Annotated in this window: 32 protein-coding genes, 2 pseudogenes and 1 riboswitch; of the genes and pseudogenes, 12 read left to right on the forward strand and 22 right to left on the reverse strand. The window is 44.4% G+C overall.

Annotation, left to right across the window (positions count from 1 at the left end; translation table 11 throughout):
• Positions 1 to 12 precede the first annotated feature (12 nt).
• Complete coding sequence (locus BC8716_RS19525) at positions 13 to 807, forward strand: divergent polysaccharide deacetylase family protein (RefSeq protein ID WP_157730499.1); 795 nt, start codon at positions 13 to 15, stop codon at positions 805 to 807.
• A gap of 3 nt (positions 808 to 810) precedes the next feature.
• Positions 811 to 2,577 carry a S8 family peptidase gene (locus BC8716_RS19530; protein ID WP_094428404.1) on the forward strand — a complete coding sequence of 589 codons (1,767 nt, stop codon included), beginning with the start codon at positions 811 to 813 and terminating at the stop codon, positions 2,575 to 2,577.
• 64 nt (positions 2,578 to 2,641) lie between these two features.
• On the opposite strand, the gene BC8716_RS19535 is transcribed toward BC8716_RS19530, so the two are convergent.
• Positions 2,642 to 2,890 carry a hypothetical protein gene (locus BC8716_RS19535; protein ID WP_094428405.1) on the reverse strand — a complete coding sequence of 83 codons (249 nt, stop codon included), beginning with the start codon at positions 2,888 to 2,890 and terminating at the stop codon, positions 2,642 to 2,644.
• A 146-nt stretch (positions 2,891 to 3,036) separates the two neighbouring features.
• Here BC8716_RS19535 and cbpB point away from each other — a divergent pair, with 146 nt between their 5' ends.
• The gene (gene cbpB, locus BC8716_RS19540) at positions 3,037 to 3,477 is read left to right on the forward strand and encodes a cyclic-di-AMP-binding protein CbpB (RefSeq protein ID WP_011246599.1); all 441 of its coding nucleotides are present in this window, start codon (positions 3,037 to 3,039) and stop codon (positions 3,475 to 3,477) included.
• A 44-nt stretch (positions 3,478 to 3,521) separates the two neighbouring features.
• Here the strand turns inward: cbpB and BC8716_RS19545 are convergent, their stop codons facing one another.
• A complete protein-coding gene (locus BC8716_RS19545; protein WP_094428407.1) occupies positions 3,522 to 3,974 on the reverse strand; it encodes an SRPBCC family protein in 453 nt (150 codons plus the stop codon).
• A gap of 11 nt (positions 3,975 to 3,985) precedes the next feature.
• Positions 3,986 to 4,420, reverse strand: coding sequence for a YaaR family protein (locus BC8716_RS19550; RefSeq protein WP_094428409.1), 435 nt, complete (start codon positions 4,418 to 4,420; stop codon positions 3,986 to 3,988).
• A 149-nt stretch (positions 4,421 to 4,569) separates the two neighbouring features.
• Between BC8716_RS19550 and BC8716_RS22405 the strand changes: the two genes are divergently transcribed.
• Positions 4,570 to 4,746: a hypothetical protein gene (locus tag BC8716_RS22405; protein WP_157730500.1), complete on the forward strand. Its 177-nt coding sequence runs from the start codon at positions 4,570 to 4,572 to the stop codon at positions 4,744 to 4,746.
• 231 nt (positions 4,747 to 4,977) lie between these two features.
• Here BC8716_RS22405 and BC8716_RS19555 read toward each other — a convergent pair whose 3' ends face one another.
• From BC8716_RS19555 to BC8716_RS19565, 3 genes are all read right to left on the reverse strand, one after another.
• Complete coding sequence (locus BC8716_RS19555) at positions 4,978 to 5,754, reverse strand: polysaccharide deacetylase family protein (protein WP_094428411.1); 777 nt, start codon at positions 5,752 to 5,754, stop codon at positions 4,978 to 4,980.
• 230 nt (positions 5,755 to 5,984) lie between these two features.
• Positions 5,985 to 7,097 (reverse strand): M20/M25/M40 family metallo-hydrolase, encoded by a 1,113-nt coding sequence (locus BC8716_RS19560; protein WP_094428413.1) that lies wholly within the window; start codon positions 7,095 to 7,097, stop codon positions 5,985 to 5,987.
• Positions 7,098 to 7,157: 60 nt separating this feature from the next.
• A complete protein-coding gene (locus tag BC8716_RS19565) occupies positions 7,158 to 7,571 on the reverse strand; it encodes a VOC family protein (protein ID WP_094428415.1) in 414 nt (137 codons plus the stop codon).
• A gap of 71 nt (positions 7,572 to 7,642) precedes the next feature.
• Between BC8716_RS19565 and prli42 the strand changes: the two genes are divergently transcribed.
• Complete coding sequence (gene prli42 / locus BC8716_RS22410; RefSeq protein WP_152024044.1) at positions 7,643 to 7,741, forward strand: stressosome-associated protein Prli42; 99 nt, start codon at positions 7,643 to 7,645, stop codon at positions 7,739 to 7,741.
• 206 nt (positions 7,742 to 7,947) lie between these two features.
• Here prli42 and BC8716_RS19570 read toward each other — a convergent pair whose 3' ends face one another.
• The 4 genes from BC8716_RS19570 to BC8716_RS19590 all read right to left on the reverse strand — a co-directional run bounded on the left by BC8716_RS19570 (position 7,948) and on the right by BC8716_RS19590 (position 12,273).
• Positions 7,948 to 8,463: a L,D-transpeptidase gene (locus BC8716_RS19570; protein ID WP_094428417.1), complete on the reverse strand. Its 516-nt coding sequence runs from the start codon at positions 8,461 to 8,463 to the stop codon at positions 7,948 to 7,950.
• Positions 8,464 to 8,495: 32 nt separating this feature from the next.
• Positions 8,496 to 9,479, reverse strand: coding sequence for an aromatic acid exporter family protein (locus BC8716_RS19575; RefSeq protein ID WP_094428419.1), 984 nt, complete (start codon positions 9,477 to 9,479; stop codon positions 8,496 to 8,498).
• 172 nt (positions 9,480 to 9,651) lie between these two features.
• Positions 9,652 to 10,611: an ATP-binding protein gene (locus BC8716_RS19580; RefSeq protein ID WP_094428421.1), complete on the reverse strand. Its 960-nt coding sequence runs from the start codon at positions 10,609 to 10,611 to the stop codon at positions 9,652 to 9,654.
• 372 nt (positions 10,612 to 10,983) lie between these two features.
• On the reverse strand, positions 10,984 to 12,273 hold the full coding sequence (locus tag BC8716_RS19590; protein WP_094428425.1) for an NCS2 family permease: 1,290 nt from the start codon (positions 12,271 to 12,273) through the stop codon (positions 10,984 to 10,986).
• Between the two features lie 163 nt (positions 12,274 to 12,436).
• Here BC8716_RS19590 and msrA point away from each other — a divergent pair, with 163 nt between their 5' ends.
• The 3 genes from msrA to fumC all read left to right on the forward strand — a co-directional run bounded on the left by msrA (position 12,437) and on the right by fumC (position 14,906).
• Positions 12,437 to 12,973, forward strand: coding sequence for a peptide-methionine (S)-S-oxide reductase MsrA (msrA, locus tag BC8716_RS19595; RefSeq protein WP_245849949.1), 537 nt, complete (start codon positions 12,437 to 12,439; stop codon positions 12,971 to 12,973).
• A complete protein-coding gene (gene msrB / locus BC8716_RS19600) occupies positions 12,970 to 13,404 on the forward strand; it encodes a peptide-methionine (R)-S-oxide reductase MsrB (protein ID WP_094428427.1) in 435 nt (144 codons plus the stop codon). The genes msrA and msrB overlap by 4 nt, the downstream gene beginning before the upstream one ends.
• 113 nt (positions 13,405 to 13,517) lie before the next feature.
• A complete protein-coding gene (gene fumC / locus BC8716_RS19605) occupies positions 13,518 to 14,906 on the forward strand; it encodes a class II fumarate hydratase (RefSeq protein WP_094428429.1) in 1,389 nt (462 codons plus the stop codon).
• 29 nt (positions 14,907 to 14,935) lie between these two features.
• Here fumC and BC8716_RS19610 read toward each other — a convergent pair.
• Both BC8716_RS19610 and BC8716_RS19615 read right to left on the reverse strand, forming a co-directional pair.
• Positions 14,936 to 16,378 (reverse strand): annotated as a pseudogene (locus tag BC8716_RS19610) (IS1182 family transposase); the annotation flags it as partial.
• 185 nt (positions 16,379 to 16,563) lie between these two features.
• Positions 16,564 to 16,788, reverse strand: a complete 225-nt coding sequence (locus BC8716_RS19615) for a helix-turn-helix domain-containing protein (RefSeq protein WP_011246588.1) — start codon at positions 16,786 to 16,788, stop codon at positions 16,564 to 16,566.
• A 152-nt stretch (positions 16,789 to 16,940) separates the two neighbouring features.
• Between BC8716_RS19615 and BC8716_RS19620 the strand changes: the two genes are divergently transcribed.
• Positions 16,941 to 17,246: a helix-turn-helix domain-containing protein gene (locus BC8716_RS19620; protein WP_062747207.1), complete on the forward strand. Its 306-nt coding sequence runs from the start codon at positions 16,941 to 16,943 to the stop codon at positions 17,244 to 17,246.
• Between the two features lie 6 nt (positions 17,247 to 17,252).
• Here BC8716_RS19620 and BC8716_RS19625 read toward each other — a convergent pair whose 3' ends face one another.
• Complete coding sequence (locus BC8716_RS19625) at positions 17,253 to 17,444, reverse strand: hypothetical protein (protein WP_011246586.1); 192 nt, start codon at positions 17,442 to 17,444, stop codon at positions 17,253 to 17,255.
• Positions 17,445 to 17,596: 152 nt separating this feature from the next.
• On the opposite strand from BC8716_RS19625, the gene BC8716_RS19630 reads away from it, so the two are divergent.
• The 3 genes from BC8716_RS19630 (at position 17,597) to BC8716_RS19640 (ending at position 19,396) form a co-directional block, all read left to right on the forward strand.
• Positions 17,597 to 18,328 carry an alpha/beta hydrolase gene (locus tag BC8716_RS19630; protein ID WP_094428431.1) on the forward strand — a complete coding sequence of 244 codons (732 nt, stop codon included), beginning with the start codon at positions 17,597 to 17,599 and terminating at the stop codon, positions 18,326 to 18,328.
• Between the two features lie 93 nt (positions 18,329 to 18,421).
• Positions 18,422 to 18,937 (forward strand): YjcG family protein, encoded by a 516-nt coding sequence (locus BC8716_RS19635; protein ID WP_094428433.1) that lies wholly within the window; start codon positions 18,422 to 18,424, stop codon positions 18,935 to 18,937.
• A gap of 6 nt (positions 18,938 to 18,943) precedes the next feature.
• Positions 18,944 to 19,396, forward strand: a complete 453-nt coding sequence (locus BC8716_RS19640; RefSeq protein WP_094428435.1) for a GNAT family N-acetyltransferase — start codon at positions 18,944 to 18,946, stop codon at positions 19,394 to 19,396.
• A gap of 22 nt (positions 19,397 to 19,418) precedes the next feature.
• On the opposite strand, the gene BC8716_RS22870 is transcribed toward BC8716_RS19640, so the two are convergent.
• From BC8716_RS22870 to aspA, 9 genes and pseudogenes are all read right to left on the reverse strand, one after another.
• On the reverse strand, positions 19,419 to 19,736 hold the full coding sequence (locus tag BC8716_RS22870; protein ID WP_254121251.1) for an MTH1187 family thiamine-binding protein: 318 nt from the start codon (positions 19,734 to 19,736) through the stop codon (positions 19,419 to 19,421).
• Between the two features lie 78 nt (positions 19,737 to 19,814).
• Positions 19,815 to 20,465: pseudogene (locus BC8716_RS22875) on the reverse strand (DUF1385 domain-containing protein); the annotation flags it as partial.
• Between the two features lie 4 nt (positions 20,466 to 20,469).
• Positions 20,470 to 21,027 (reverse strand): hypothetical protein, encoded by a 558-nt coding sequence (locus BC8716_RS19650; protein ID WP_094428437.1) that lies wholly within the window; start codon positions 21,025 to 21,027, stop codon positions 20,470 to 20,472.
• Complete coding sequence (thiD, locus tag BC8716_RS19655; protein ID WP_094428439.1) at positions 21,024 to 21,842, reverse strand: bifunctional hydroxymethylpyrimidine kinase/phosphomethylpyrimidine kinase; 819 nt, start codon at positions 21,840 to 21,842, stop codon at positions 21,024 to 21,026. The genes BC8716_RS19650 and thiD overlap by 4 nt, the downstream gene beginning before the upstream one ends.
• A gap of 20 nt (positions 21,843 to 21,862) precedes the next feature.
• Complete coding sequence (gene thiO / locus BC8716_RS19660; protein ID WP_094428441.1) at positions 21,863 to 22,969, reverse strand: glycine oxidase ThiO; 1,107 nt, start codon at positions 22,967 to 22,969, stop codon at positions 21,863 to 21,865.
• 5 nt (positions 22,970 to 22,974) lie between these two features.
• On the reverse strand, positions 22,975 to 23,766 hold the full coding sequence (locus BC8716_RS19665; protein WP_094428443.1) for a thiazole synthase: 792 nt from the start codon (positions 23,764 to 23,766) through the stop codon (positions 22,975 to 22,977).
• Between the two features lie 2 nt (positions 23,767 to 23,768).
• A complete protein-coding gene (gene thiS / locus BC8716_RS19670) occupies positions 23,769 to 23,966 on the reverse strand; it encodes a sulfur carrier protein ThiS (protein ID WP_094428445.1) in 198 nt (65 codons plus the stop codon).
• Positions 23,963 to 24,592 (reverse strand): thiamine phosphate synthase, encoded by a 630-nt coding sequence (gene thiE / locus BC8716_RS19675; protein ID WP_094428447.1) that lies wholly within the window; start codon positions 24,590 to 24,592, stop codon positions 23,963 to 23,965. Before thiE ends, thiS begins: the two co-directional genes overlap by 4 nt.
• 71 nt (positions 24,593 to 24,663) lie before the next feature.
• Positions 24,664 to 24,775, reverse strand: a riboswitch (TPP riboswitch).
• Between the two features lie 55 nt (positions 24,776 to 24,830).
• Positions 24,831 to 26,243, reverse strand: a complete 1,413-nt coding sequence (gene aspA, locus BC8716_RS19680; protein WP_094428449.1) for an aspartate ammonia-lyase — start codon at positions 26,241 to 26,243, stop codon at positions 24,831 to 24,833.
• Positions 26,244 to 26,262 lie beyond the last annotated feature (19 nt).

Consider the following 26,262-nt stretch of genomic DNA (forward strand, 5'->3'; position numbering starts at 1 on the left):
GGAGTTCTATTCATGGCAGTTAACATTGTAACTCGCACTGTCTGTTTGCTCATCTTACTAGTGATGTTTTGTCCAAATGCTATTTGCGATGCCGCCAATAAAGATGTCGCTATTATTATTGATGATTTTGGCGGCAATGTGAAAGGAGTAGACGCATTTTTAAATGGGGATATCCCTGTTACAGTTGCTATTATGCCTAATATGCCCTACTCAACCGAGCAAGCTATTGCAGCACACGAGAACGGATTAGAAGTAATCATTCACTTACCTCTTGAACCTAAAAACGGCAAAGCTTCTTGGCTCGGGTCAAACGGGATTACTGTGGATTTAAGCAACGACGAAATTAATAAACGCTTACGCGAAGCTTACGAACAAATCCCATATGCCGTTGGTTTAAACAACCATATGGGGTCAAAAGCAATGGAAGACAAACGGGTTGTTGGTTTAATTGTGGAATTCGCTAAAACCAATGGGTTATACCTTGTTGACAGCAAGACCACACCTCATTCCGTCATGCCAGAACTTGCTTTAAAAGCACAAATCCCCTGTTTTGAGAACAAGCTATTTTTAGACGATACGTTCTCAAATACCCAGCAAGTACAGGGTAAAATGCAAACTTTCGCAGCCAAGGGAAACATGCATCAACACCCAATCGCAATTGGACATGTCGGTGTTAAAGGGGAACAAACTTATGCGGGCATTAAAGCTGGCCTGCCGCATTTGAAGAAACAAGGCTACAAGCTTGTTTTTCCATCTGCTTGGACAAATTCACAAACCAGAACGCACTTTACAAAAAAGGAATGGTAGCAAATGAAAAAACCTGCAATATGGGGAATCGCACTGGCTGCCCTTGCAATTGCTGGCATGGTTTTTACAAGCCAAGTCGAACAAAGCCAGCCACATACAGCCGTTTTCGATTCACACCAGCCTAAAAGTCGTGTCCACTCTACTTCAAAAGACCGGTTAATGGCAGAAGACTTGGCAAAAACAACAACGCTTTTCATCTCCTCCCTATCCGGCCAATTAGAAAAATGGGCCAATACCCAGGGAGAGAGCCTGACGGATGATTTTCAACAAGAACTAAATGAACATCCTTATATCTCTGGCTTTTCCGTTTTGGATGAAAAAGGTTCGCCGCTTTTAGCTGCCGGTACGATCTCAACCATCGATACAAGCCTGTTGATCCATCAAGATAACGGCATGCATTATTCGAATCCTTATAACAAAAACGGCAACACTTTTATGCTTATGGGCAAGGACAAAGACGACGGACAACGTATTATAGGGGAAATCGACCTCAGCTTTATCCAATCCTATCTGGCTAAAACAGCAGCGATCGCTGACAGTTCCGGAACGTTTTTTGTCAATGGAAGCGACCCAAATGTCCAATTCTCTTCCGTTGATGAACTTCCAGACGAGCTGGAAGCTCAGGCAGTCCCTGGACTAGGATGGAATATTTACGTCAAATCTGAAGACAATGTGGCCATACAGTCCTTTCACGAAAACCAAGCAGTCGTGAAATTGCCGCCGCAAATAAATGGAAACGAATGGGCGCAGACAAAAGGATATGAACTGCTAGCCGACAACCACCCTTATTATATTGTGAAGGACGGGAACAAAGCGCTTCAGCCACTGATCGAAGATTTGCAGCAAGATGAAACCGTGTTGTTTGCCGAGCCAAACTATGCCTTTTCGAATCAAGTCCGTACAGTAGAAAAGAAAGTGGAGCCAAACGACGAATATTTCAAGCCATACCAATGGAACCTTAAACAAATCCACGCAGACGAAGGCTGGAATTTCGCCAATGGCACCGATACGACCATTGCAATCATTGATACGGGTGTGGATCCTAATCATCCAGATTTAAAAGGAAAGCTCACAGAAGGGTACAACGCTATTGACGACAGTTCTGATTATAAAGACACAAACGGACACGGCAGCCACGTTGCTGGCATTGCCGCCGCTGTTACGAATAATATCGATGGCGTTGCTGGCGTATCTTGGCAAAGTAAAATCATGCCTATAAAAGTGCTCGATGAAAATGGCGAAGGCTCCTCTTATTCCGTTGCAAGGGGAATTTATTGGGCAGTCGACCATGGAGCGGACGTCATTAATATGAGCCTTGGCGATTATTATCACTCCGATCTGTTATATGAAGCAATCCAATATGCAGATAAACATGATGTTGTCATTGTTAGCGCCTCAGGTAACGATAACTCAGAAGAACCAATGTACCCTGCAGTATACCCGGAAGTCATCACCGTTGCCGCAGTAGACCAAGACCGCAACCGTTCTTTCTTCTCCAATTTTGGAGACCATGTCGATCTTGCTGCCCCTGGAGAAAATATTCCGAGCACATACAAAGACAACCAATATGCCGTATTGTCAGGAACATCAATGGCTTCTCCACACGTTGCCGGGCTTGCCGCCTTATTGCGTTCAGCGAATCCAGACTTAAACAACGATCAAATTGGCGACATCATTCTTGGCGCATGCGACCAGCTTGGCGATGGCGACTATAACGTCTATTATGGCTACGGGGAAATGAATGTACAAGCTTCGCTTAACCAAAAATAACTCACTCCCCGCTAGAAAACAGGTGGAGCAAAAATGGGAATAGAGTGAAACAAAGCCAGCGCTTTTATTTAGAAGCGTTGGCTTTCTTATGAAACGGCAAAATAACAGCAGCCTGCTTTTGCACATATTCACACAAATATCCTTGCTTTTTCCGTTTAAGAAACGTTTCCTTCCGAATTGGCCTTGGAGCAGACCAAGCAACTGAGTCTAAATTGCTCCATTTGTCATGAGTGATATACTCTTGCTTAAAGTAATACTCATGGCCTGAAGAAAATTGCTCGCAAATGTATTTAACTGTTTGTTTTGAATGCATGGCCAAACCCCTTTCTTACTATAGTTTTGGCCAAATTCCTCACTCTTATAACGATTGTGTTCCTGCCTTGACTGGTTGTGCTACAGCGTTTACCATTAAAGAAGAGCGACAGCAGTCGAACAAATCTATTAAAAGAAGTGATTCCATTGTTACATACATTAAAAGACCTTCCTCTTTCGGATAAAGACATTGCGCCACTCATCATTTCTGCCGATAAAGTGGCTCATGTACAAATGAACAACCCTTTGCAGCATGCCCTACTTGTGTTAATAAAATCAGGTTATACAGCCATTCCAGTTCTCGATGCCTCCTACCGCCTTCGTGGTTTAATCAGCAAATCGCTCATCCTAGATGCGATGCTTGGTGATGAAGATTTTGAACTCGAAAGGCTATCTACATTAACAGTAAACAATGTGATGGCAAAAGATGTGCCATGTATCCGCCCTGATGCCCCATTTTCAAAAGCGCTTTCTTTATTAATCAACCATTCGTTTTTATGTGTCGTGGATGAAGAACAAGCTTTTTCTGGCATTTTGACAAGACGCTCAACACTTGCCCTAATTAGCAAATACCTTCACCAACACTAATGGCGGCCATTTTATCAAATGACGAAAACCGAAGTCGAATGCTATTATTGTGATTCGACTTCGGTTTCTGTTAAAGCTTTGTTTTGAAAATAAGCGTGTATTTGTTTTTCACGAGCTTTGAACATAACGTTTAAACCTTTAGCGATTATACTTGCCGGCAGTTTAGCGCGAAAGGAGACTTCATCAACCATTAAAATAGCGTCCCCTTCCCTTTCAAACGAATGCTTATGACGCCAATACGAAAAAGGGTAAGGAGGATTCTCCGCTTCGTCGATAAAATAATGGCCTTTGCGCTCCTCAGTGATGACCGACTTCCATTTGATTTGAAAAGCGGCTAACATAATTACTGATTCTAAATCCCTCTCCCCTTTTTTACATACTCTCACTTTCGGTCGTTTGTGCACTTTTTCAATATTCGTCGCATCCGAAAAAAACGACCAAACTTGTTTCATCGTGGCATTGATACGGGTTCTGTACGTAAATACAAATGTATCCATTTTTGCTCACCTCATAAATACAACTGGATAATGAGCCCCTGCAGTTCTCCAATTTTATTGAGCAAATCCAGTTCGCTCTTGCTTTGGTCAAAGACCGTGTTCGTCAGTTCCACAAGCCCTTTATCGATTTCTTTCACCAATTTGTATTGCCTCACTTGTCCACTCGCCGCACTTGACGCTGTTTCCACTTTTAATGATTCCAGCAAATGGCTTACACACTGCCTAACGCTTCGCTTAAAAGCGTGCAGTTCTGCCGCAGTCCGATGTTTTGCCAAGCGCTCGCCGTCTTTTTCTAACGTTTCAAGTATGGCATAAACTGTTTTCTCACTTTTATGCCCGGCAATCTCTTCAAACACACCTTGAAAGGAAGTGCGCGATTGCTGCGCTCGGATTTTGCTGATTGGTAAAGGTCTTTGCTGCTCACGGACTCTCTCAATATCTAGCATGTTGATCGCCACCTTTCTTTAAGTTTAGCACGAAGGGCACTGGAGGGAAACCGCCTGGAATCAGTTTGAAACTTGTTTCAAAATAAGTTATCATGATAATATAGTAGATTACATGTATACCCTCTACTTATATCGGAGGTGGCGCAAAAATGGTGAACCCATTACTACAGACAAAACGGACCGTGTACCAGCAAAATAGGCAGCGTATTATTGAATGTTTGTTTGCTTACTGGAGCCAGCACAATGCCTCTCCTGATTTGCGCACCCTATCTATGATGAGTGGCATAACGGAAGAAACGATTTTAGAAACGATGGAGTATAGTTAATTGACACGTACAAAAAGGGCTGATCCACAAGGTCAGCCTTTTTTCTGTAGAAAACATAAAAAGATCACTTCCAACGGATCAACCCTCCCTCTTTATTTAGACTGCTACTACAAAAGGCTCCGAAAAGCACGAAATTGCTGACATGCTTTTGTCATCAAGTAGCCACCACCATAGAGGACACTTCCTCCTGGCTAGTCGCCTATCCTCTCTGAGTCATCTCTCTCTTACTCGCTATTTTTCCCTTGAGACTCCAAGCAACTCTGACACCGTTACAAATGCATAGCCTTGAGATTGTAATTCAGGGATAATCTCATCCAGCGCATCTGCTGAGTAGATTTCGGGGTTCGGCGTATCCACGTCCCCTCCATCATGCATGAGAATAATGCTGCCTGATTCTACACCTTGCAGGACCGTCTCCGTTACTTCTTGGGCCGGAATTCCTTGCCAATCGAGCGTGTCGACATCCCAACCAACAACAATGTGATTTAACGCTTGAAGACGTCCAACTTGTTCTGCCGTCAAAAAACCATAGGGCGGCCGAAACAAACGAGGTCGGTAGCCAATCGTCGCTTCTATAAATTCCTCCGTTTTCGTCACTTCTGCTTCAAGCTGCTCAAGGCTACCTTCAGATAAATTCGGGTGTGAAAACGTATGGTTTCCTACTTCATGGCCCGCTTGATTTAACCTCACCAACAATTCAGGATTCGCTTCAACCCGTTTTCCTAAAACGAAGAACGTAGCAGGTACATGATGTTGATCGAGCTTCGTCAATACTTGTTCAGTAAACCGAGGATCAGGCCCATCATCAAACGTTAATGCTACTTGGTTGCTTGCCGGATCTCCTTTAACAAACACCACTCCTGGAAATTGAGTTTGCAAAACCGGCAGCGGCACTGCTTGGCGTACACTCGTCTCCTCATTTCCAGAATCAATCGCCTGTACACACCTTAAACCTGCACTTATACAAATGATGAACACAAAAATAGCCAATATCCCTTTTTTCCTCACAAGCCTCTACTCCTTCTAACCTTCTTAGCCTTTAGTTTGAGCGTTGCCAGTTTGTTCTATGTAAAACGGAGGAAAAGGATTTATGTTAATTGGAAAACTTTCCAATCGAGTAAACCTATGTATCGAGCTTTTTATGGTTCTTCTTCGTCATTTTAAGCTGGTTTCGCCCTTCGTCTGAAAAAAATAGGAGTAGAGATCAAGTCCGTTCTCTACTCCCGTTCTTTCTTATTTTATTCCCTGGCTGAGCGGGCAATTTCTACCACAAGCTTTGCTGTATTTTCAAGTGCTTCGATCGAAATTCGTTCGCTTGTTGTATGAATGCCTTCATAACCTACTGATAAGTTAATGGTCGGGATTCCGTATCCAGAAATGATGTTGGCATCACTGCCTCCCCCACTAGAAGTAGTCGTAGGCGTTAATCCACATGCTTTTATCGCGCGAAGTGCAGTCTGAACAACTTTTGTATCCTCTGACTCCCGATAGCCAGGATAACTGTACGTCACTTGAACATCACAGCTTGTGCTCATTTCTTGTGCGGCTTGTTCAAAAGCTTGTTTCATTGCTTCGACTTGCTTTTTTAGCTTCTCTTCTACAAGGGAACGGGCTTCGGCGGTGATCGTAACAAAGTCGCAAACAATATTAGTTTGCGTGCCGCCTTCAAATCGGCCTATATTGGCTGTCGTGTCTGCGTCAATCCTTCCCAACGGCATTTTTGAAACAGCTTTGGAAGCGACTGCAATAGCTGATATTCCTTTTTCAGGTTCAACGCCAGCATGAGCCGTTTTGCCATATACTTTTGCAAAGATTTTTGCTTGCGAAGGCGCTGACGTAATCATGCCCCCTACTTCTCCGTCGCTATCAAGAGCATAGCCATAAGAAGCAGAAATCGCATCTTTGGCCAACGCTTTCGCACCAACTAAGCCAGCCTCTTCGCCTACAGTAATGACAAACTGAATTTGGCCATGTGGTTTTTTAGATGCTTGCAGGACACGAGTTGCTTCTAACATTGCTGCAATTCCCGCTTTATCGTCTGCTCCTAAAATGGTTGTCCCGTCCGTTTGAATATAGCCATTTTCTACAATTGGTTGAACCCCTTTTCCTGGGCCAACTGTATCCATATGGGCAATGAAATAAAGTGGATCAAATCCGCTGCTTGTTTCAGGCAACGTACAAATTAAATTCCCTGCCCCATGGCCTGTTCTTTCTTTTGCATCATCCTCGACTACGTCTAAGCCTAGTGATGTAAATTTTTCTTTTAAAATACCTGAAATTTTTCCTTCATGTTTTGTTTCGGAATCGATTTGCACAAGTTCCAAAAACTCTTCGACCACTCTTGAATACACGTCATCACTCCATCGCTGCTTTACATTTCCTTTTTACTATAGCTGATTTGCTGATTGATTTCACGTTTTTCCCTCGCAAAGTTCAACGAGCACACCGCCTGTACTGCTCGGATGAATAAAAGCAACCTTCCGTCCGAAGCTTCCGATAAGCGGCAACTCACTCGTAAAACGGACGTGCTTCTCTTTCAACATTCCTATTGCCGCCTCTATATTAGCAACCGAAAAAGCAATGTGGTGAAAAGCTGGTCGATTGTTTTGTTTCGCGAGAAAGCGTTGCAACGATACGTTGCTAGGATGAGGTTCAATCAGTTCATACCCCACTCCCATCCCATTAATAAAAACAGCATTAATGAGGTGGTGTGGCAGCCTTTCTTCACGGCTGGCAGTCGCTTGAAGCGCTTGTTCAAACAAAGGGAGGCTGGTTCTAAGGCAAGGAACGGCGATAGCAATATGGTCAATTTGAAAATGGTCCATAAAAACACCCCTTGATTGCTTGTGTTTTCTTCGGGTAAACTAAAAAGTAGTTGATTTGGGGAGGAATGGAGATGCCGCGTAAATTCCAGCGCCTGATTGTGTATATCATGATTGCAACCTTAGTCATTGGCACGATTCTAACAGGAGCAGCAGGACTCGGTTTTTTCTAAGAAACAGTGCGCGAGAAGCGCACTGTTAAGGTTGTCGACAAAGTCGATAACCGCACTCAGACTGATAGAAAACGTTTGTCAGACGAGGAGTGCCGCCGAGGGAAGATGCGAATAGAACGGAGGTTCATGAGCATATGAGTGAGGCAAACGACGAAGTATGCGAGCGTTTGTCTACAGTCTGAACAGTGCGCGAGAAGCGCACTGTTCTAATTTATTAGCCCCGCTTCCTTCGCAATCGCTTGGAAGGAGCGATGTTCGTTGACAATGAATATTTTGCTGCCGATGTCAACTTTTTCGTAAAGTCGTTCAATCGTCGGATTTGCGAGACGAATACAACCTGCAGACGCGCTATACCCGATTGAACCTGGTCGGTTAGTGCCATGTAGCCCATATGTCCGGCCTGCCGTTCCTAAGGCATCAAAACCGATCCATCTGCTTCCTAATGGATTACGGGCATCTCCACCGGGAATATTTTTTTTGCGGTAATAAGGCTGTTCTACTTTAACTAAAACCGTAAACTGTCCAAGGGGCGTTTCATCCCCTTTTTTCCCAGTGGCGACAGGATGAAATTCCGCAATGTGGTTGGCTTCAATTAACGCGAGCGTATTTGTACGGACGTTGACGATGACACTCGCTTGCTCGACCTCCCAATCCGTATCACCAGGCATTTGCAAGGGCTGTAGCGGCATAACTAAAAATATGCACAAAAAAGACCATTTCACTTAATATGCCTCTCCTTTGACGGATCTTTCCATTAGGCTTTGCGAAATGGTCTTTTTTTATCCTGCTTGTTGCTCCAAAGCGCATCTTTCACTTGTAAATATTGTTCAAATTCATTCATCACATACAATAGTGATGACCTTGTTTCAAACTCCTCCCGCGTAGCCGGCAATGGCATAGCGCGAAAGGCTGCTTTTAGTTCTTCAAGCCGCAGCATAAAATAAGGAACAGAATTAGTCGGACTGACGGCAGCGCTCAATTCGCTTAAAAAATCGGCAATCGGCTCGCTTTGCGTTACCGCTCCCTCAAGGCTAGCTAAGTGCGGCATGATCCGTTCAATGATTTCTAATTGCTTTTCCCGCATGGCAAAGTAGTGATAATAATGGTCTTCTTCTCGCAACAAGTGGTTCTCCATTGCCTGAAGTGCGATTGTCTTGCTTTCTTTTAACAAATGGTCTGCTTCGGAAATTTCTTTGCCATCCCAGTCGCTCTCCCCATCTCGAATAAAAGCAGCCAATTCCTGCAAAATAACAGCCAGTTTTTGTTCAAATTCAATCCGATAGCGGCGAAGCACATTGTCTTTAGACGGCATATATAAGTTCATAAGCAGCGCTGTGCCAATACCAATCACAATGAGCTGAAGTTCGTTCAAGAAAAACGCAAATGTCGCCTGCTTTTGCGTGTAAAGATGCATGACAATAACAGAACTAGTGACTATGCCTTGCGCCGACTTTGCAACGAGTACAACCGGGATGAACAATAAAATAAACAGGCCAACAATGATCGGTTTGTAGCCCAATGCTTCAAACATGACCGCACTGATAACAATGCCAATCATACAGGCAACAAAACGTGCCCAAGAAACCAATAGTGAGTTTTTCCTCGTAACCGAAATACATAAAATCGTAATGATTGCTGCAGAACTGGCATAATCCAATTTCAATGCTTCAGCTATGCTTAAAGCAATCACGACACCAACAGCAGTCTTTAACGTGCGATAACCAATTTTAAATGGCATTTGATCCCTTTTTTCTCCAGTCGTTATGGTTGTAGTGTACCACGGAAACGACCGAAAATCGACTCGGGAATGCCCAACTTGCGGGACCTATTCTCTTTTTTCCTTTGTTTTGCGTTAGCTCAAACAACTACGTTCTTATGCTTGCAATAATAGTGAACGATTCAGCCACGCTTTATCCATAGGTTAACATGGCCGCTTTTTCGCGTACCATTGACCTGTTTTTCGTTGTCATTGGCAAGATGACTTTTACATTCGTTCCTTTTTTATTTTTCGACTCGATGTCGATCAGGCCGCCATGCGTTTCGGCTACACGATAACAAATCATTAAGCCAAGGCCTGTTCCTTTTTCTTTTGTCGAGTAAAAGGGCTGGCCAATATAATGGAGTCTCTCCGCTGGAATTCCTGAACCAAAGTCTGTTATTTCCACACAAACATTTGCGCCTTCCGCATACATATTAATATGCACAGGCGAATGTTTCAAACTAGCATCAATCGCATTTTCTAGCAAGTTGTAAAACAATAGAAAAAGCTCTTTTCTTGACCCCAACACGGTTGCTTCCTCGTTAATGTTTAGCTTAATAGGGTGACCGTCGGTAAGCTGCTTCACTTTGTTCTTTTTTAAGAGCGACTGCAAAAAGGCTGCCATTTGAATCGATTCGTTTTCTCGGGCAGGAGGTTCTTCAGCTAACAGCACATAGTCATTAATAATGTTTTCAATTCGCTCCAATTCTATATTCATGAGGTCGATCTGGCTTGCACTCAACTCACCAATTTCCGAATAGAGTTGAATAAATCCTTTTATTGTTGTCAGCGGATTGCGGAGTTCGTGAGCTACCCCCGCCGATAAACGAGAGGCGACTTCCATTGCTTCTTTCCGTTTGTGCGCTTGTTTAAAAGGTTGCTTTAGTACGGACGCATAAAGACGTTTCTTGCCCAACTGAAACGGTTTCCCAGCACATACGATGTCTTCTTCGGAAATAAGCTGTTTTAGCCGTTTCCCGTGCAAATAGTCGATCGGTTTTCCTAAACACTCATGGGCAGCTCGATTCGCAAATAAAATGGTTGCCCCATCGTGAATGAAGTAACAATCTTCTGATAAGTCCAACAAACCGAACAGCTCCTCTATATCCATTGCAATCTTCCTTGATTCCCTTGTTTACAAGCGCCAGACAGGCACAAAGGGGCAACGACTACTGCTAACATTGACATTGAACCATTTTCATTCATTGATTTCATGTTTAAAACCCACTTTCTGGACTTATCGTTTTCATTTTCTCTCCTTTTACAGAACTTCCGCTTGGAACCTCCCTTATTTTTGAAATCAAGAGACAGCAATCTACAAAAACATTCGTGAATTGCCAAAATGAATCCTTCTTCATTCTTTCTTTTTCGATCAAGAAATTTTGACAAGAACAACAAAAAGCCGACATCGCTATGTCGACTAGTTGTCAGCTTTTTGCTTTGGGCTATTTTATCTACGAATAATGATAGGAGATTAACCAAATCATCCTAAATTGGATAAAAGTAAGTGTAAAAAAAACAGCACACCAACGACATACATCGTGGTGCTCACTTGGCGGTGTTGTTGAACGATCGTTTTTAACAACGTATAAGCAACAAACCCGAAAGCAATGCCGTCGGCAATTGAATACGTAAACGGAATTCCTATAACGATAAACATAGCAGGCAACCAATCGGAGATGTCAGCAAATGAAATTTCCCGTACTTCTTTCATCATTAAAGCGCCGACGATGACGAGAATTGGCGCAATCGCACTATCAGGGATATGCACGAGCAGTGGAAACAGCAAAAATGTAAACAAAAACAACATGCCTGTTGTAATCGCTGAAACTCCTGTTTTCCCCCCTGCTGCCAACCCTGCAGCCGTCTCAGCTGTGGAAACAGTGGGACTTGAGCCAAATACACCGCTGGCAAGCGCTGAGATAGCGTTGGCTTGGAGTGCCCTTTTTCCTTTATCTGGCCGTCCTAATTGTTTTGTATAGCCGGAAATCAGGCCGATGTTTTCAAACGTAAGCACCATTGTCATGGCAAAAACAGACGTCCAAAATGGCACAGTCGCAATTGCCGAAAATGACAATTGCCCAAAGACAGCCATTATGCCCTCCGTTGAAAACGTGATCGTATCCTTCACATTAGGCACGTTCAGTACGAGCCCGATCCCAATTCCACATAAAATAGCCCATAAGAAATGTCCAGATATGCCACGGACAAACAAAAACAATGCGACCACAAGAGTCAATAGCGTTGCGAGCGGCAACGGTTCAGATAAATTTGCCAGCTGAACCATTGTTTCACGGCTGTGTTCCACTATGCCCCCTTTTTGCAACCCAATAAACATAAGAAAACAACCGATTCCAGCTGTAATCCCATGTTTTAAGTCAGCTGGAATCCCTCTGTCAAGGATTGTCGCAAACCTAGTAAAGCTAATAACGGCAAAAAGCACCCCAGCGACAAACACAACTGCTAACGCTTCTTGCCAGCTCATGCCTACCCCATGTACAAATGTATAAGCAAACATGGCATTAATGCCCATACCTGGAATTAACACAATCGGTGTATTGCTCCACACGCCCATTAGCAAACAGCCAAAAAAACAGGTTAGAATGGTCGCAAAAGCCGCCCCTGCAACAGGCATGCCTGCATCTGCTAAAATCGAACTGTTTATAGCCACTATATAAACGGATGTTAAAAATGCAACCGTTCCAGCCCCAAGTTCTTGTTTCATCGTCGTGTCGTGTTTATGCAACTGAAAAAATGACAATAACCGATTCATATAAAGGCGCTCTCTTTATGAATAAACCCTCACCCGCCCAGTGCATGCACTGCACTAAGTATTTATACTAGCACAGCTTTTATGGAAATGGAAAGCTGCTGATAAGATGCCCAGCTTGTGGGTATGGTATACTAAAGAAACACGCTTTAAGGAGGAGTGAAGGTTGGCAAAACTAGAAAAAGCAACATTTGCAGGCGGTTGTTTTTGGTGTATGGTAAAACCATTTGACTCCTATGACGGGATTGAAACGGTCACATCAGGCTATACTGGCGGGCATACGATAAACCCGACATACAAAGAGGTATGCAGTGAAACAACCGGCCATTTTGAAGCGGTACAAATCGTTTATGATGCTGCTGTTTTTCCATACAGCAAACTTCTGGAAATTTTCTGGCAACAAATTGACCCAACTGATCCTGGAGGCCAGTTCCATGACCGTGGGGATTCCTACCGGACGGCTATTTTCTACCATAACGAAACACAAAAGACAGAAGCGGAACACTCAAAAAAACAACTAGAACAGAGCGGCAAATTTAGCAAGCCCATCGCTACGCTCATATTGCCTGCAAAGCCTTTTTATCCTGCGGAAGGCTATCACCAAGATTATTACAAAAAAAACCCGTTCCATTATCAAATGTATCGCCGCGGCTCAGGGCGTGAAGCGTTTATTCAAAAGCATTGGGGAGGAGAAACAACATGACCAAGCCACAAAAAGACGTGTTAAAAAAGAAATTAACGCCGATGCAATACTTCGTAACTCAAGAAAATGGCACGGAACCGCCTTTTCAAAATGAATATTATGAAACAGAAGAGGAAGGCATCTATGTAGACGTTGTTTCAGGTAAACCGCTTTTTTCTTCAAAGGATAAATATGACGCAGGCTGTGGTTGGCCAAGCTTCACCAAACCGATTGATGAAGCAGAAATCATCGAAAAAGAAGACAGGAGCCATTTTATGGTGCGTACAGAAGTACGGAGTAAAAACGCTGACTCCCATTTGGGGCATGTCTTTCCAGATGGCCCAGGGCCAAACGGACTTCGCTACTGCATCAACTCTGCTGCATTGCGGTTTATTCCTAAAACAAAACTCAAAGAAGCGGGCTACGGCGCCTACGAAGAGCTATTTGACTAAAGTCTGAAGCAGAGGAAAATTCCTCTGCTGTTTTCGTTAAGTTTTCCCGGCAATTCTGGTATGATAGATTTGGAGTTTGTAATTCATTTCGATCATAAAAAGGGTGATGAAAAATGGAAACGCGTACAGAAAGAGATACAATCGGCGAAATCGAAGTTCCAGCAGACCGTTTTTGGGGCGCACAAACACAGCGTAGCCTGGAAAACTTTAAAATTGGCACCGAAAAAATTCCTTTTGAAGTTGTTCTCGCCTTCGCCCACTTGAAGAAAGCTGCAGCGATTGTCAATGGGCGCTTAAAAGGACTCGATTCTCGCAAAGTTGAAGCGATTACATATGCAGCCGACAAAGTTATTGAGGGCGGACTCGAAGATCATTTCCCTTTAGTTGTCTGGCAAACAGGCAGCGGCACGCAGTCTAACATGAATATGAATGAAGTGCTGGCCTACTTAGCGAACCAATACTTGGATGAAAATGGACATCATGATGTTCGTGTCCACCCAAACGACGATGTCAACCACTCACAAAGTTCAAACGATACATTTCCAACAGCAATGCATGTCGCTACTGTCGTTTTTGCGGAAGAAAACCTCCTTCCAGCGATTCGCGCCTTCAAAGACACACTTGCTGAAAAAGAAGAGGCCTTTGCGGATGTTGTGAAAATTGGCCGTACACACTTGCAAGATGCGACCCCGCTCACATTTGGGCAAGAAATCAGCGGTTGGAAACATATGCTCCAAACATGCGAAACACTGATTAGCGAAGCACTTGAACATGTACGCTCTCTTACGATCGGCGGAACCGCTGTTGGCACTGGCTTAAACGCGCCAATCGGTTTTAGCAAAGAAGTTTCTGCTCAACTTACAAACCAAACAGGCGTAACGTTTAAAGCATCGGAAAACTTTTTCCATGGCTTGACAAGCCACGACGAGCTTGTTCATTTTCATGGCGCATTGAAAGCACTAGCTGCCGATGCATTTAAAATTGCAAACGACATTCGCTTACTTGCAAGCGGGCCGCGCTGTGGCATTGGTGAAGTGTTAATTCCAGCCAATGAACCAGGAAGCTCGATCATGCCTGGCAAAGTCAATCCGACACAAAGTGAAGCGTTAACGATGGTAGCCGCCCAAGTTATGGGGAACGATGCGGCAGTCGGCTTTGCCGCAAGCCAAGGCCATTTTCAGCTAAATGTATTTAAACCAGTCATTATTTACAACGTCCTTCAATCGATGCGCCTTCTGGCAGACGGGCTGAACAACTTCCGCAACAAATGTTTAGTTGGCTTAAAAGCAGATGAAGAAAAAATGACGCAATTGCTAAATGAATCCCTTATGCTTGTAACTGCTCTAAACCCGCACATCGGCTACGAAAATGCCGCAAAAATTGCGAAAAAAGCACATGCTGAAAACACAACACTTAAAGAAGCTGCTATTGAGTCAGGGTTGCTGACTGAAGAACAATTTGATGAATATGTAGTGCCAAAGGAAATGATTGCTCCAAAATAAACAAAAAAGCAGGCAGACATGCCTGCTTCAGACCGTAGACAAAACGCCTTTGAGAAAATGATTCTCAAAGGCGTTTTGTTGATGATAAAGAGATGGATGGATATTGGAGACTTTGGAGTTGGAGGGGTGTTCCTCCTCCAACTCCAGGTGGCTAATTTTTTCAAGTTCATCGCAGCGAAAACAAGCATCGCCTGCATTGCATTTTTTTCCAACCCTTTCAGGTTGGTCCAACGCAGACCATGCTTCTGTTTCAGATCGGCAAAGACACGCTCAATCGTTTCTTTTCGCTTGGCATAGATGTCTCGGTTCCGTTCCGTATGCCTCAGATGTTCTGCCTCATCCAGAGCATCTTGCCAAATATGGCGAAGAACGAGCTTTTGGTGGTTTTGGCTCTTTGTACATTGAGCGAGCAGCGGGCACGTCTCACAAATTCGAGGGTCGGAGACATATTCCCGGTACCCCTCTCGATTCGTCGTTCGGTAAGAAAGCACCTGGTTTTGTGGGCAGAGAAAACAATCGTAGTATTCATCATAGACAAACTCGTTTTTACGGATATAGCCTTTAGGGGTCATCGGGCGTTTATACGGCATAACAGGATGAACGCCTTCTTCTTGAAGTTTTTTGGCAATGGCAGGCGTTTTATAGCCCGCATCCACAGCGGCCACCTTCGGTCGGCACACCTTGTCTTTCAATTGGTCAAACAGTTCGTGGAATACTTGGCTGTCGTGGACATTCGCCGGTTTTACGATCGTTCCTAAAACAAATCCATTGGCATCACAAGCGGTATGGAAACTGTAGGCAAACATCTTTTCCCGCTCGCTTTTAGCGTAGTAGCCACTCTCAGGATCCGTGGTACTCTCCTTGACCTCCCTCGTAGGATCTTTTTTCGAGGGAGGCAGGGGCTTTTTTCCGTTTTTCACCCGTTCCCCATTGATTTCTTCTTCTAGTTGGTTTTGATAGGCACGCGTCTCGGTGCGTACGACCTTTTTACGATGCTTTCGTTTATTGGCGTTGGCTTTAATGGAAGTCGAGTCGATAAAAGCCACCTCTGGACTCACAAATCCTTTGTCCATAGCTTGTTTCAGAATCCGATAAAAGAGTTGTTCAAACACGTCACTGTCCCGGAAACGACGAACGTAGTTCTTCCCAAACGTAGAAAAGTGGGGAATCTTGTCCTCAAAGCCAAATCCTAAAAACCAACGGTAGGCCACATTGGTTTCGATTTCTTTAATCGTTTGGCGCATCGAACGAATCCCAAAGATGTATTGAATGAAAACCATTTTGATTAACACCACGGGATCGACACTCGGCCGGCCCCTGTCTTTTGAATAAAGGTCTTCGACAAGGTCATAAATGAAATCAAAGTCAATCGCCGCATCAAGCTTCCGAACGAGATGATCCTCTGGCACCAGCTTTTCAATCCAGACCATCTCCATCTGCATCCGTTTATCTTCCAGCTGTTTGGACAACATGTTTCCTCTCACCCCGTACCCTTTTTCTCTTTTTTATTGTACAAAAAAGCCTGTCGACTGTCTCGGGAAAACCGAGACTTTGTCGACAGGCTGAAGCAGGCAGACATGCCTGCTTTTTTTATGGAAGAGCGGACTCAAGGAGGCTGAATCAAACTGTGCTGGCTCTTCTTTAAACAAGAAAATACTTATTTCTTTTCTTGGCGAATCGCTTTAAAACGCGTTGCTTCAAAAAGTTCTTCCCGATCAACGCTAAATAATTTTGCAATTAGCTTCGCGATTTCAGCGCTGACTTGGCGCTTGCCCGATTCAATTTGCGACAAATATCCCGCTGAAATCCCTACCTCTTTTGCTACTTCCTCAAGGCTATAGCCTTTTTTGGTTCGCAAAATTCGAATGCTACTTTCACTCATCGTTCTTCCTCCTTGAGTTCTTCAATAAACACATCATTACCTATTTTACTACGCAATCAGCAATTCCTTCAATTCATTTCGCGTATTACTTCTTTATTTTACAGATTGCAAAGTATAATGGAACAAGCTTCAATGAAAGGAGAATGGACGGCATGTTTGCATCACGATTAAAAGAATGCCGCATTAAAAAGCAGTTGACAATGAAAGAACTGGGCCAAGCGTTAAATATGGCACAATCTACAATTTCAGGTTATGAGAATGGCACCAGAAAACCTGACTTAGACAATTTGGCCCGCCTTGCCGACTACTTTAATGTTAGCACTGATTATTTGATAGGCCGACTGGACTCAAACGATTCCTTTATACTCCATTCTGATCAGCTCACTAGCGATGAAAAATTGTTTCTAGCAGATTGCTTGCAGCTATACAGAAAACATTGTGCAACAAACAAGGTATAAATGAATTTACATGACTTCATCATACGTGTAACGAACTACATATTTATTTGATCGTAGCTTTTTAACTTCAACTAAAGGGCCAATTTCATATCCATTCTGCCAATTATCCTCCAATTTCGCTTTTACACAACCAGCTTGAAATTTGGAACGGAAAATTTCTTTATAATAAACCCAGTGGGGTTTTCGACGTTTGATCATTTTACTCCTCCATTCGTCACATGCGTCATCCTTTTTAGGTTGTCCATTTTTTTCTATTTTATCATAGACAGACGCTTGAATAGACGAAATTACCTGGCTTTGACAAAAGTATGTTAAACTAAGCTAAAGCCCGTAAGAAAGGACGTTGCATCATGGCAGGTTTAAATGGACAGTTATCTGAGCTGAAAATTGAAAGTACATATTTGGCGGAAATGATTCCTTTATCGATCTATAAACCGCCCCATTATACACCGTTAAAATCGTACAGACTCTTGATTTGCCAAGATGGCCAAGACTATTTCCGCTTAGGGCGCATTCCGCGCCAAGCGGAGGCATTAATGGAAGAAGGAGATATTGAGGAAGTTGTTATTGTAGGCGCCCCTTACCCTTCTGTGCCGACTAGAAGAAAATGGTACCATCCAGAAGGTGAAGACGCCGAAAACTATCGCCGCTTTCTCGCATGTGAGCTACTCCCTTTTCTTGAACAAGAAATTTCAACAGAACCACTCCCAGAAGCACGCATACTTGCGGGGGATTCCCTTGCTGCAACCGTGTCGTTGCAAACGGCGCTTGAATATCCAAACATTTTCGGAAAAGTTGTGCTCCATTCCCCCTTTGTTTCTGAGCAAGTACTTGAACAAGTAAATCAGTTTTCTAACAGCGACTCGTTAACCATCTACCATGTAATTGGGCTAGAGGAGACAGAAGTGACTTTAACAAACGGGGATGTAGCTGATTTTTTGACGCCTAACCGCAGATTAAATAAACTGCTTGAACAAGGCCCCTTTTCGTATACGTACTATGAGTTCCAAGGCAATCATACGTGGACATATTGGCAGAAGGATTTGCCTCGGGCACTACAAACAGTGTTGCCGCTCTCCTAGCTTACAAGAGAGAGTGCGTGCAATGACATTGAAAAGTGTGTAAACAAGCGAAACCGTTCTGATATCATCTAAAAATCGAGGGGGGTTTTTTACTTGAATTACAGCATTGTCATGTTCCCATCCAAACCGTTCCAAGACACGGCAAACGGCTATAGGCGGCGTTATGACGCCCATTACGCAAACATACCGCCACATATTACCCTAAAAGAACGTTTTTCAATTGCCGAGGAGGAACGACCTAAAATCATTGAGGCATTACGGACCATTGGGAAAAGCCATAAACCAATTGCCATTGACGTTTATAAAGTCGACACGTTTTATCCTCAGTCAACAACCATTTATTATAAAATTAAAGAAAACGATGGTTTGCTTGCTCTTTATGAAGCTTTACACTGCGACCCGTTTCCACGCAAACGGGCGCATCCTGTATTTATTCCCCACATCACCATTGCCCAGGGGCTGCCCCAATCAGAGCATGCTGATATTGTTGGTCAATTGAAAATGATCGATGTTTCCCATCAAGAAACAATTGATCGCTTTCAATTGCTCAAACAACTTGACAACGGTTCATGGGCCGTCTATGAAACATTTTTGTTAGAAGGAGATTAAGAAGAAATGACTTATTGTACGAAAGTTGCCGCTACTGAGCAAGAACACTCGGACTGCGCCAATGTACGGCACCATGTATTCATTGAAGAGCAAGGCGTCTCCCCTTCCATTGAACGGGATCAGTATGACGAGTCCGCTACACACATCATTATGTACGACGGAAAAACACCGATTGGTACAGGGCGTGTCCGCTTATTGACTCATAACGAGGCTAAAATTGAACGGGTTTGTGTGATCAAAGAAAAGCGCCGGTCAGGGGCAGGGAAACAATTGATGACGGCGCTTGAGGAAGCGAGCGCGAGAATGGGAGCAAAAGCAGCAAAGCTCAATGCCCAAACACACGCGAGCTATTTTTATGAAAAGCTTGGTTATACAGTAACTTCCCCTGAATTTATCGATGCTGGCATTCCCCATGTCACGATGAGCAAACCGCTTAAATTAGGCTTAATAGCTGACTGATAGCTGGAGATAGAGTCTCCAGCTATTGTTCTATTCGCTTCTCTTGCACAGATTTCCGTTTTCCTTCCATCGTTAAAGGCTGATCGCGGCGGTCGTCAATGCGAATCGACGTTGCCGTCCTCAAGGCTCCTTGTTCAAACGGCGCTTCATGGATTTTCTGGATCACTTCAAACAACACAGTCAGCTCTGCCTCAATCAACGTGCTCATAGGCGTAAGCTCGTAACGGATTTGCTTTTCCTTCTCATAGTGATCAAGCACTTGTTGGATATATGCTACATAAGCGCTAACGCTTGTCGAGGAAGTACCAATTGGAATGATCGATATGTCTGCAATTGCCATTCTCTTGTTCTCCTTTAGCGGAAGCCTCCGCTTTTTTATGTTTTCTGGAAAAGCTAAATAGCCTAACTGTTGATAGGCGGCAATCGCGCATTGAAGATGGTTCTCGTCAGGCTCTTTCGTTGTCACATGAAGTTGCAACCAGTAAGAAAGAACTAAAACGATCTTTTCAAGCCCTTTTAGCCACGGCTTGCGGTGAAAAAGTTGATAAAGGACAACGGCAGCCAGAGCCGCATAGGAGGAAACCATTAGCGCTTGTTGTATTGGCGTAAACAAAGAAAGGCTTCCACTTAGAAGGAAGACACTTAAAAAATAAACGACAACTAGCCCAGTGGAACAACCACGGTTGCGAATATCCGCTCTTTTTATCGCCTGTAACCGTTCCGTACAAATGCGCCCTTTTGCACTAAACACTTTATGTTCTGCGCCATGGTACTTTTTTAACGGCTCAGGAAATAGAAAATGCCCGGCAAACAATAAATAAAATATTGTATAAACAGGAAACCCATTCCAGCTGCTTGGAACGATTTTGGGCACAATAATTAAACACAGCAGGGCGAGAATGAGTGCGACAAACCGAAATGGCATGGTTTTCACAATCAGTTTGCCAGCTTGGAAATAGGCTTGCATTCCGACTGGCTTTCCCCATGAATGCAGCTTGCCCTGTTCATCATAGTATGCACAAGCCAAAAAGCCTGCCCCGCTGTAAAAAATCCCCGCATTAAACGACATGCCGCTAATCCGCAAGCAACTCACCTAATTCCACCGTTTTTACCCAATGCTGAACATTTTTGGCGCTACCAAAAGCAGGTGCTTCAAAAGTGGCGTCTTCCATCGTCAACGCTTCATGGTTCGTCCATGTATGTAGGACAGAAACGGTGATGTTCTCGGCAGAAGCAGGCAACGGTTGGACAATCGTGCCCTTCGTGCCAATGCTTTGATGTTCTGCCATTTCCGTCGGATATGCAAAAATGATCCCGTTTTCGACACGCTCGCCTTTATAGCGATGTTGTTCTTCTGTATCAAGGACTGCCTCGCCAACTTCCACTTCGTCTGCCCCAGTAAAGGCAATGCCAATATAGTCGGTTCCATACATGCCTTCTGCTGGCATTTGCGGCCAGCTCCATTCAAGTGACAATGTACCGTCTTCTCCTCGTTCAGCTACTAGTTCAATTTCAGCTTTCAGCTGTTCATTTGTCATCGTTTCTTCTTGATTCAAGTAATATATACCGCTCAGAGCGATCGCGATCATTAAAATGACCGGCAATATTAATACGACTATATGCTTTCTCAATTGCAACCCCCTTCTTGGCCAAGGCGGCGATAAGCAGCATGGTCCGTCGGGCCGATTCCGGCTCCTAATGGAATTCCTTCCGAAATCGCGGCAGTCACATATGCTTTCGCTTTTTTAGCTGCTTCGATTGGCTTTGCCCCTTTTGCGAGTTCTGCTGCTATCGCTGAAGCAAACGTACAACCAGTCCCATGAGTATGCTTTCTGTCTAGCCGTTTTGCCTTTAACTCAAAAAAAGCTTGGCCATCGTAGCATAAATCAATTGCTTCCCCTTGTGGCAAATGGCCGCCTTTCAAAATGACCAGCTTAGGCCCCATTTTATGCAATTGTACCGCGGCTGCTTTCATTTCAGCAATGGTTTTACATTCTGGTTTATTAAGAAGCATGGCCGTTTCAGGCAAATTAGGCGTAAAAACAGTCGCAAGTGGCAAAAGCTTCTGTATAAGCACCTGTTGGCCTTTTGCGGAAAGAAGCGCTGTTCCACTTGTTGAGGCCAGGACGGGATCAACGACAATGTTAGCCACTCGATACGTTTTTGCCAATTCAGCCACCGTCGTAACAATGTCTGCATTGACCAACATGCCTGTTTTGATGACATGAGCTCCAATATCACTTAATACCGCTTCGATTTGGTCCCGTACGAGTGAAGCGTCAAGTTCTTGCCACGATTGTACGCCAGTTGTATTTTGGGCTGTAATAGCAGTAATGGCAGTAGCAGCATAAACGCCAAGCTCTTGACACGTTTTTATATCTGCTTGAATGCCGGCACCGCCGCTGGAATCTGAACCAGCGACGGAGAGGACTGTTGGAATGGGCATCAGTACGCCTCCTTCTCTAACTACGAAAAACGTTCTGGATCAAAAAGGGCAATTGGTACAGGCGGCTCTTGCCCAGCCAACTGCGCACTCGCCACTTTTGCCGTAATGGCGCTTAATAAAATGCCGTTCCGGTAATGGCCACAAGCCATAAAAACGCGGGGATGGTTGCGGAGAAAACCGATAAGCGGATAACCGTCTTGTGTCGCCGGCCTAAGGCCAGCCCATTTATGAAACGGCGTAAGTTCAGCTAAAAAGGGCACTATCTTATGGTTCCAATTTGTGAGGCGGCGAATGCCTTTGTCGGTAATTTCTGTTTGAAAGCCAGCAATATCTTCTGATGCACCATTAACAAGTGTGCCATTTGCTTTTGGGACAAGATACCCTTGGCTTGTGTATAAAATGTGGCGAACACGGCCTGGTTCAATGTTATAAGCACAAATCTGCCCTCTTATTGGATAAATAGGCAAGTTAAGGTCAAGCTGGCTTTCTAGCTCTTTCGCCCATGCACCTGTCGCCACAACGAGCTGGTCTGCTGTAAAACGTTGCCCTGAAGCGCTTTGTAGCTCGATATGGGGCTCTGTTTTCACGAGCGAAACGTGTTTGAGCTGCTCATAAATGTGGACGCCGCGATTTCTGCAAGCCTGTTGCAACGCCTTTACATAATCAGGCGCGTAGACATGAGCTTCTTCTGGATAGTGGATCGCACCAATCATGTCTTCAGCAAGCTCAGGCTCTTTCTTCTTTAACTCTTCGGGTGTCAATACGTCGACTTTGGCCCCAAATTCCTCTTGCCATGCTTTTCTGGTGGCAAGTGACAACAAATCAGCTTCATGATAAACACAATGAAGACTCCCTGATTCTGTAAATTCAAACGTCATGCCTGACTCTTGCTTTATTAACGCTTGCCATTCTTTAAAGGTGCGCAAACTCGCTAAACAAAGGCGAAAAAAATCATCTGGATCCTCGCCAATTTCAGAATACGGGGCAAGCATGCCTGCAGCTGCGCCAGATGCCTGCCCGCCGCAAGTGTTTATTTCTAGGACAGAAACGGCCTTGCCGTCCATTGCTAACTGAAAAGCAACAGACAGCCCAATAACGCCGCCTCCTAAAACAATTGTATGCTCCATTTTGACTACCCCTTACTGTGACTGGACAATAAATGGTCAAGCTGGCTGCTTGCTGTCGCATAGCGCTTCATCGGAATGCGCCCTGCTTCGTAGGACAGCAAACCGGCTTCAATCGCTTGTTTCATTGCCAGCGCCATTTTTACTGGATCCTTTGCTTTAGCTACTGCCGTATTCATTAATACTCCATCTGCTCCTAATTCCATTGCCTTGGCGACATCGCTTGCAGAACCGAGGCCAGCATCGACAATGATCGGTACAGAAGCATCCTCGACAATTACGCCAAGGTTATACGGGTTTAATATACCAAGGCCTGTGCCAATTGGAGAAGCCCCAGGCATAACTGCGGCTGCGCCGGCTTCCTCCAGCTTTTTGCAAAGAATTGGGTCATCTGATGTATACGGCAATACAGTAAAGCCTTCTTTTGCTAAAGCTTCTGTTGCTTTTAATGTCTCAATCGGATCAGGCAAAAGCGTTTTTTCAGATACGCTAATTTCGACTTTGATCCAATCGCTCAGCCCAGCCGCTCGAGCCAAACGAGCAATGCGGATTGCCTCTTCAGCGTTGTTCGCTCCTGATGTATTTGGCAAGTATTGAAAAGTGCGCCCTTCTAAATGCTGTAAAATCGCATCCTCATCAGGATGTTCTAAGTTAATACGGCGAATGGCAAACGTTAAAACCTCCGCTCCGGAGGCTTTAATCGCTTCATTTTGAACAACCGGGTTTGGATAACGGCCAGTCCCAATGAAAAACCGCGATGACAGCGTTTTTCCGCCAATGACAAGTGGTGCTTTTTTCATGTTTATCCTCCCCCTACGAAATGGACTAGCTCAATTTTCATTCCTTCGCTCAAAGAAGTGGCCTCCCAGTCAACACGGTCAATAATCGTCCCGTTGACTTCCGCCACCACTAGTTGGCTCGCTAAGCCAAATTCAGAAACAAGTTCGCTCAGCGTTGTGCTTTCTGCAATTCGTTCTTCACCATTTACGACTAATCTCATTGACTTGCCTCCTCCATCGCCGCGAGCAACGCTTGACTAGCTGCTTTCACGTCACGGGCAGCAACAATTTCGGTTATAACGCAAACGGCTTCAGCCCCAGCCTCGATCACTTCACGGACATTATGGCGCTTGATACCGCCTATTGCCACAAACGGAATCGTCACATGTTCCTTAACTTCGCGAATATATGCAGTTGTAACTGGGTCTACTACATCCGCTTTGCTGTTTGTTGGAAAAATCGGACCGACGCCAATATAATCGGCTCCGTTCTTTTCAGCTTCAAGTGCCTCTTCTAGCTTGTGGGTAGAAACGCCAATGATTTTGTCTGGCCCCAGCAATTTTCTTACTTCTGGAAGGGGCAAATCATCTTGCCCAACATGGACGCCGCTTGCGTCGACGGCAAGGGCGACATCGATATGGTCATTGACAATAAACGGAATTCCATAATTGGCCGCAAGCTTTTTTAGCCTACGGGCTTTTTCCAACACAGCCTTTTTGCTGCTCGTTTTATCACGAAGCTGAATAATGTCAACCCCACCTTGGATGGCTTCTTCCATCACTTCTACGACATCGCGTCCAGGATGGAATTCCTCTCCTGTGATCGCGTAAAGTCGAAAAGGCTTCATGTTGTTCACTCCTTTTGCAAAATAAAAAGGCCAAAGCGAGAAGCTTCGGCCACATGCAAGCATGTCATTCAATCACTGCAAACCGACTTCCCTCCGCTGGCATCACCCAGATCAGGTTATTAGGGTAAAAGAAATGCGTTCTAATTCTCAGCCTAACTTCATTAGGCACCCCTAGTCTTTCTATTTCATTATCGCATACATCGATCCATTTGCAAAAACAAAAGTCGCTCTTTAGTCGTTATAACGGTAAAAAACGGGAGCCGGCGATACCGGGTTTTGTCATTTCTTTTGGATCAAGAATTTCATTCAACTCTTCCTCTGAAAGGATGCCCCGTTCAAGGCAAATTTCCCGGACCGGCCGCCCTGTTTCAATTGCTTCTTTAGCAACACGAGTAGCTACTTCATAGCCGACATGGGGATTGATTGCCGTTACAATACCGACACTATGTTCTACAAGTTCCCGGCATCGTTCCACGTTAGCGGTAATGCCGGCAATAGCGTAATCTTTAAAGACGCGCATGCCGTTTTGTAGCACTGTTAATGATTGCAATAAATTAAAAACGAGTACTGGTTCCATCACGTTTAGTTCAAGTTGGCCCGCTTCTGAAGCAAGGCTGATCGTATGGTCATTGCCGATAACTTGAAAAGAAAGCTGGTTAATGACTTCACACATGACCGGATTTACTTTTCCAGGCATGATCGATGAACCTGGCTGTCGCGGTGGCAAATTGATTTCATTCAATCCCGTCCGCGGGCCCGAACTCATTAAACGTAAGTCATTTGCGATTTTTGATAAATTAATGGCTAAAATTTTCAACGAACTAGAAAGCTCCGTATAGGCATCTGTATTTTGTGTGGCATCAACAAGGTCCTCCGCCGTTTTCAACGGTAAATCAGTCAAGTCAGCCAAATGTTTTGCGACTTTCTCAATGTATTCCGGTTTGGCGTTCAAACCAGTTCCTACAGCGGTTGCACCCATATTGATGTCGTGGAGGTGGTCTGCCGAACGGCTTACCCGTTTTAGATCACGGGCTAGCACTCTGCGGTACGAGCCAAATTCCTGCCCTAGTCGAATAGGGACTGCATCTTGCAAGTGGGTCCGACCCATTTTTAAGACACTGTCAAATTCTTCGGCTTTCGCTTCCATTTCGTTGATCAATTGCTGCAATTCTTCCATCAAGCCCTTTGTCATATTTAAAGCGGCAATATGAATCGCCGTCGGAAATGAATCATTGGTAGACTGGGCCATGTTGACGTGTGTGTTTGGACTGACTTTTAAATAATCGCCTTTTTCGCCACCAAGAATTTCAATCGCCCTGTTAGCAATGACTTCGTTTGCGTTCATATTAAACGACGTGCCGGCGCCTCCTTGGATTGAATCGACAATAAAATGATCATTCAAACGCCCTTCAATCACTTCATCGCTTGCCTTGATAATCGCTTCAGCAATGTGGGGGCGCAGTACGCCGACATCGCGGTTTGCAAGGGCAGCCGCTTTTTTCACATAGCCGAAAGCGCGAATAAGTTCAGGGTGGGGCGGATAGCCGGTAATCGGAAAATTATCCTTTGCCCGCAGCGATTGGATGCCATAATAAGCATGTTTCGGTACTTGTTTTTCTCCTAGTAAGTCTCGTTCAACCCTGTACTCCATTTCATGCGACTCCTTTTAC

Origin of the sequence: Shouchella clausii, assembly GCF_002250115.1 — a bacterium.
In the GTDB taxonomy this organism is placed as follows: Bacteria; Bacillota; Bacilli; order Bacillales; family Bacillaceae_D; genus Shouchella; species Shouchella clausii.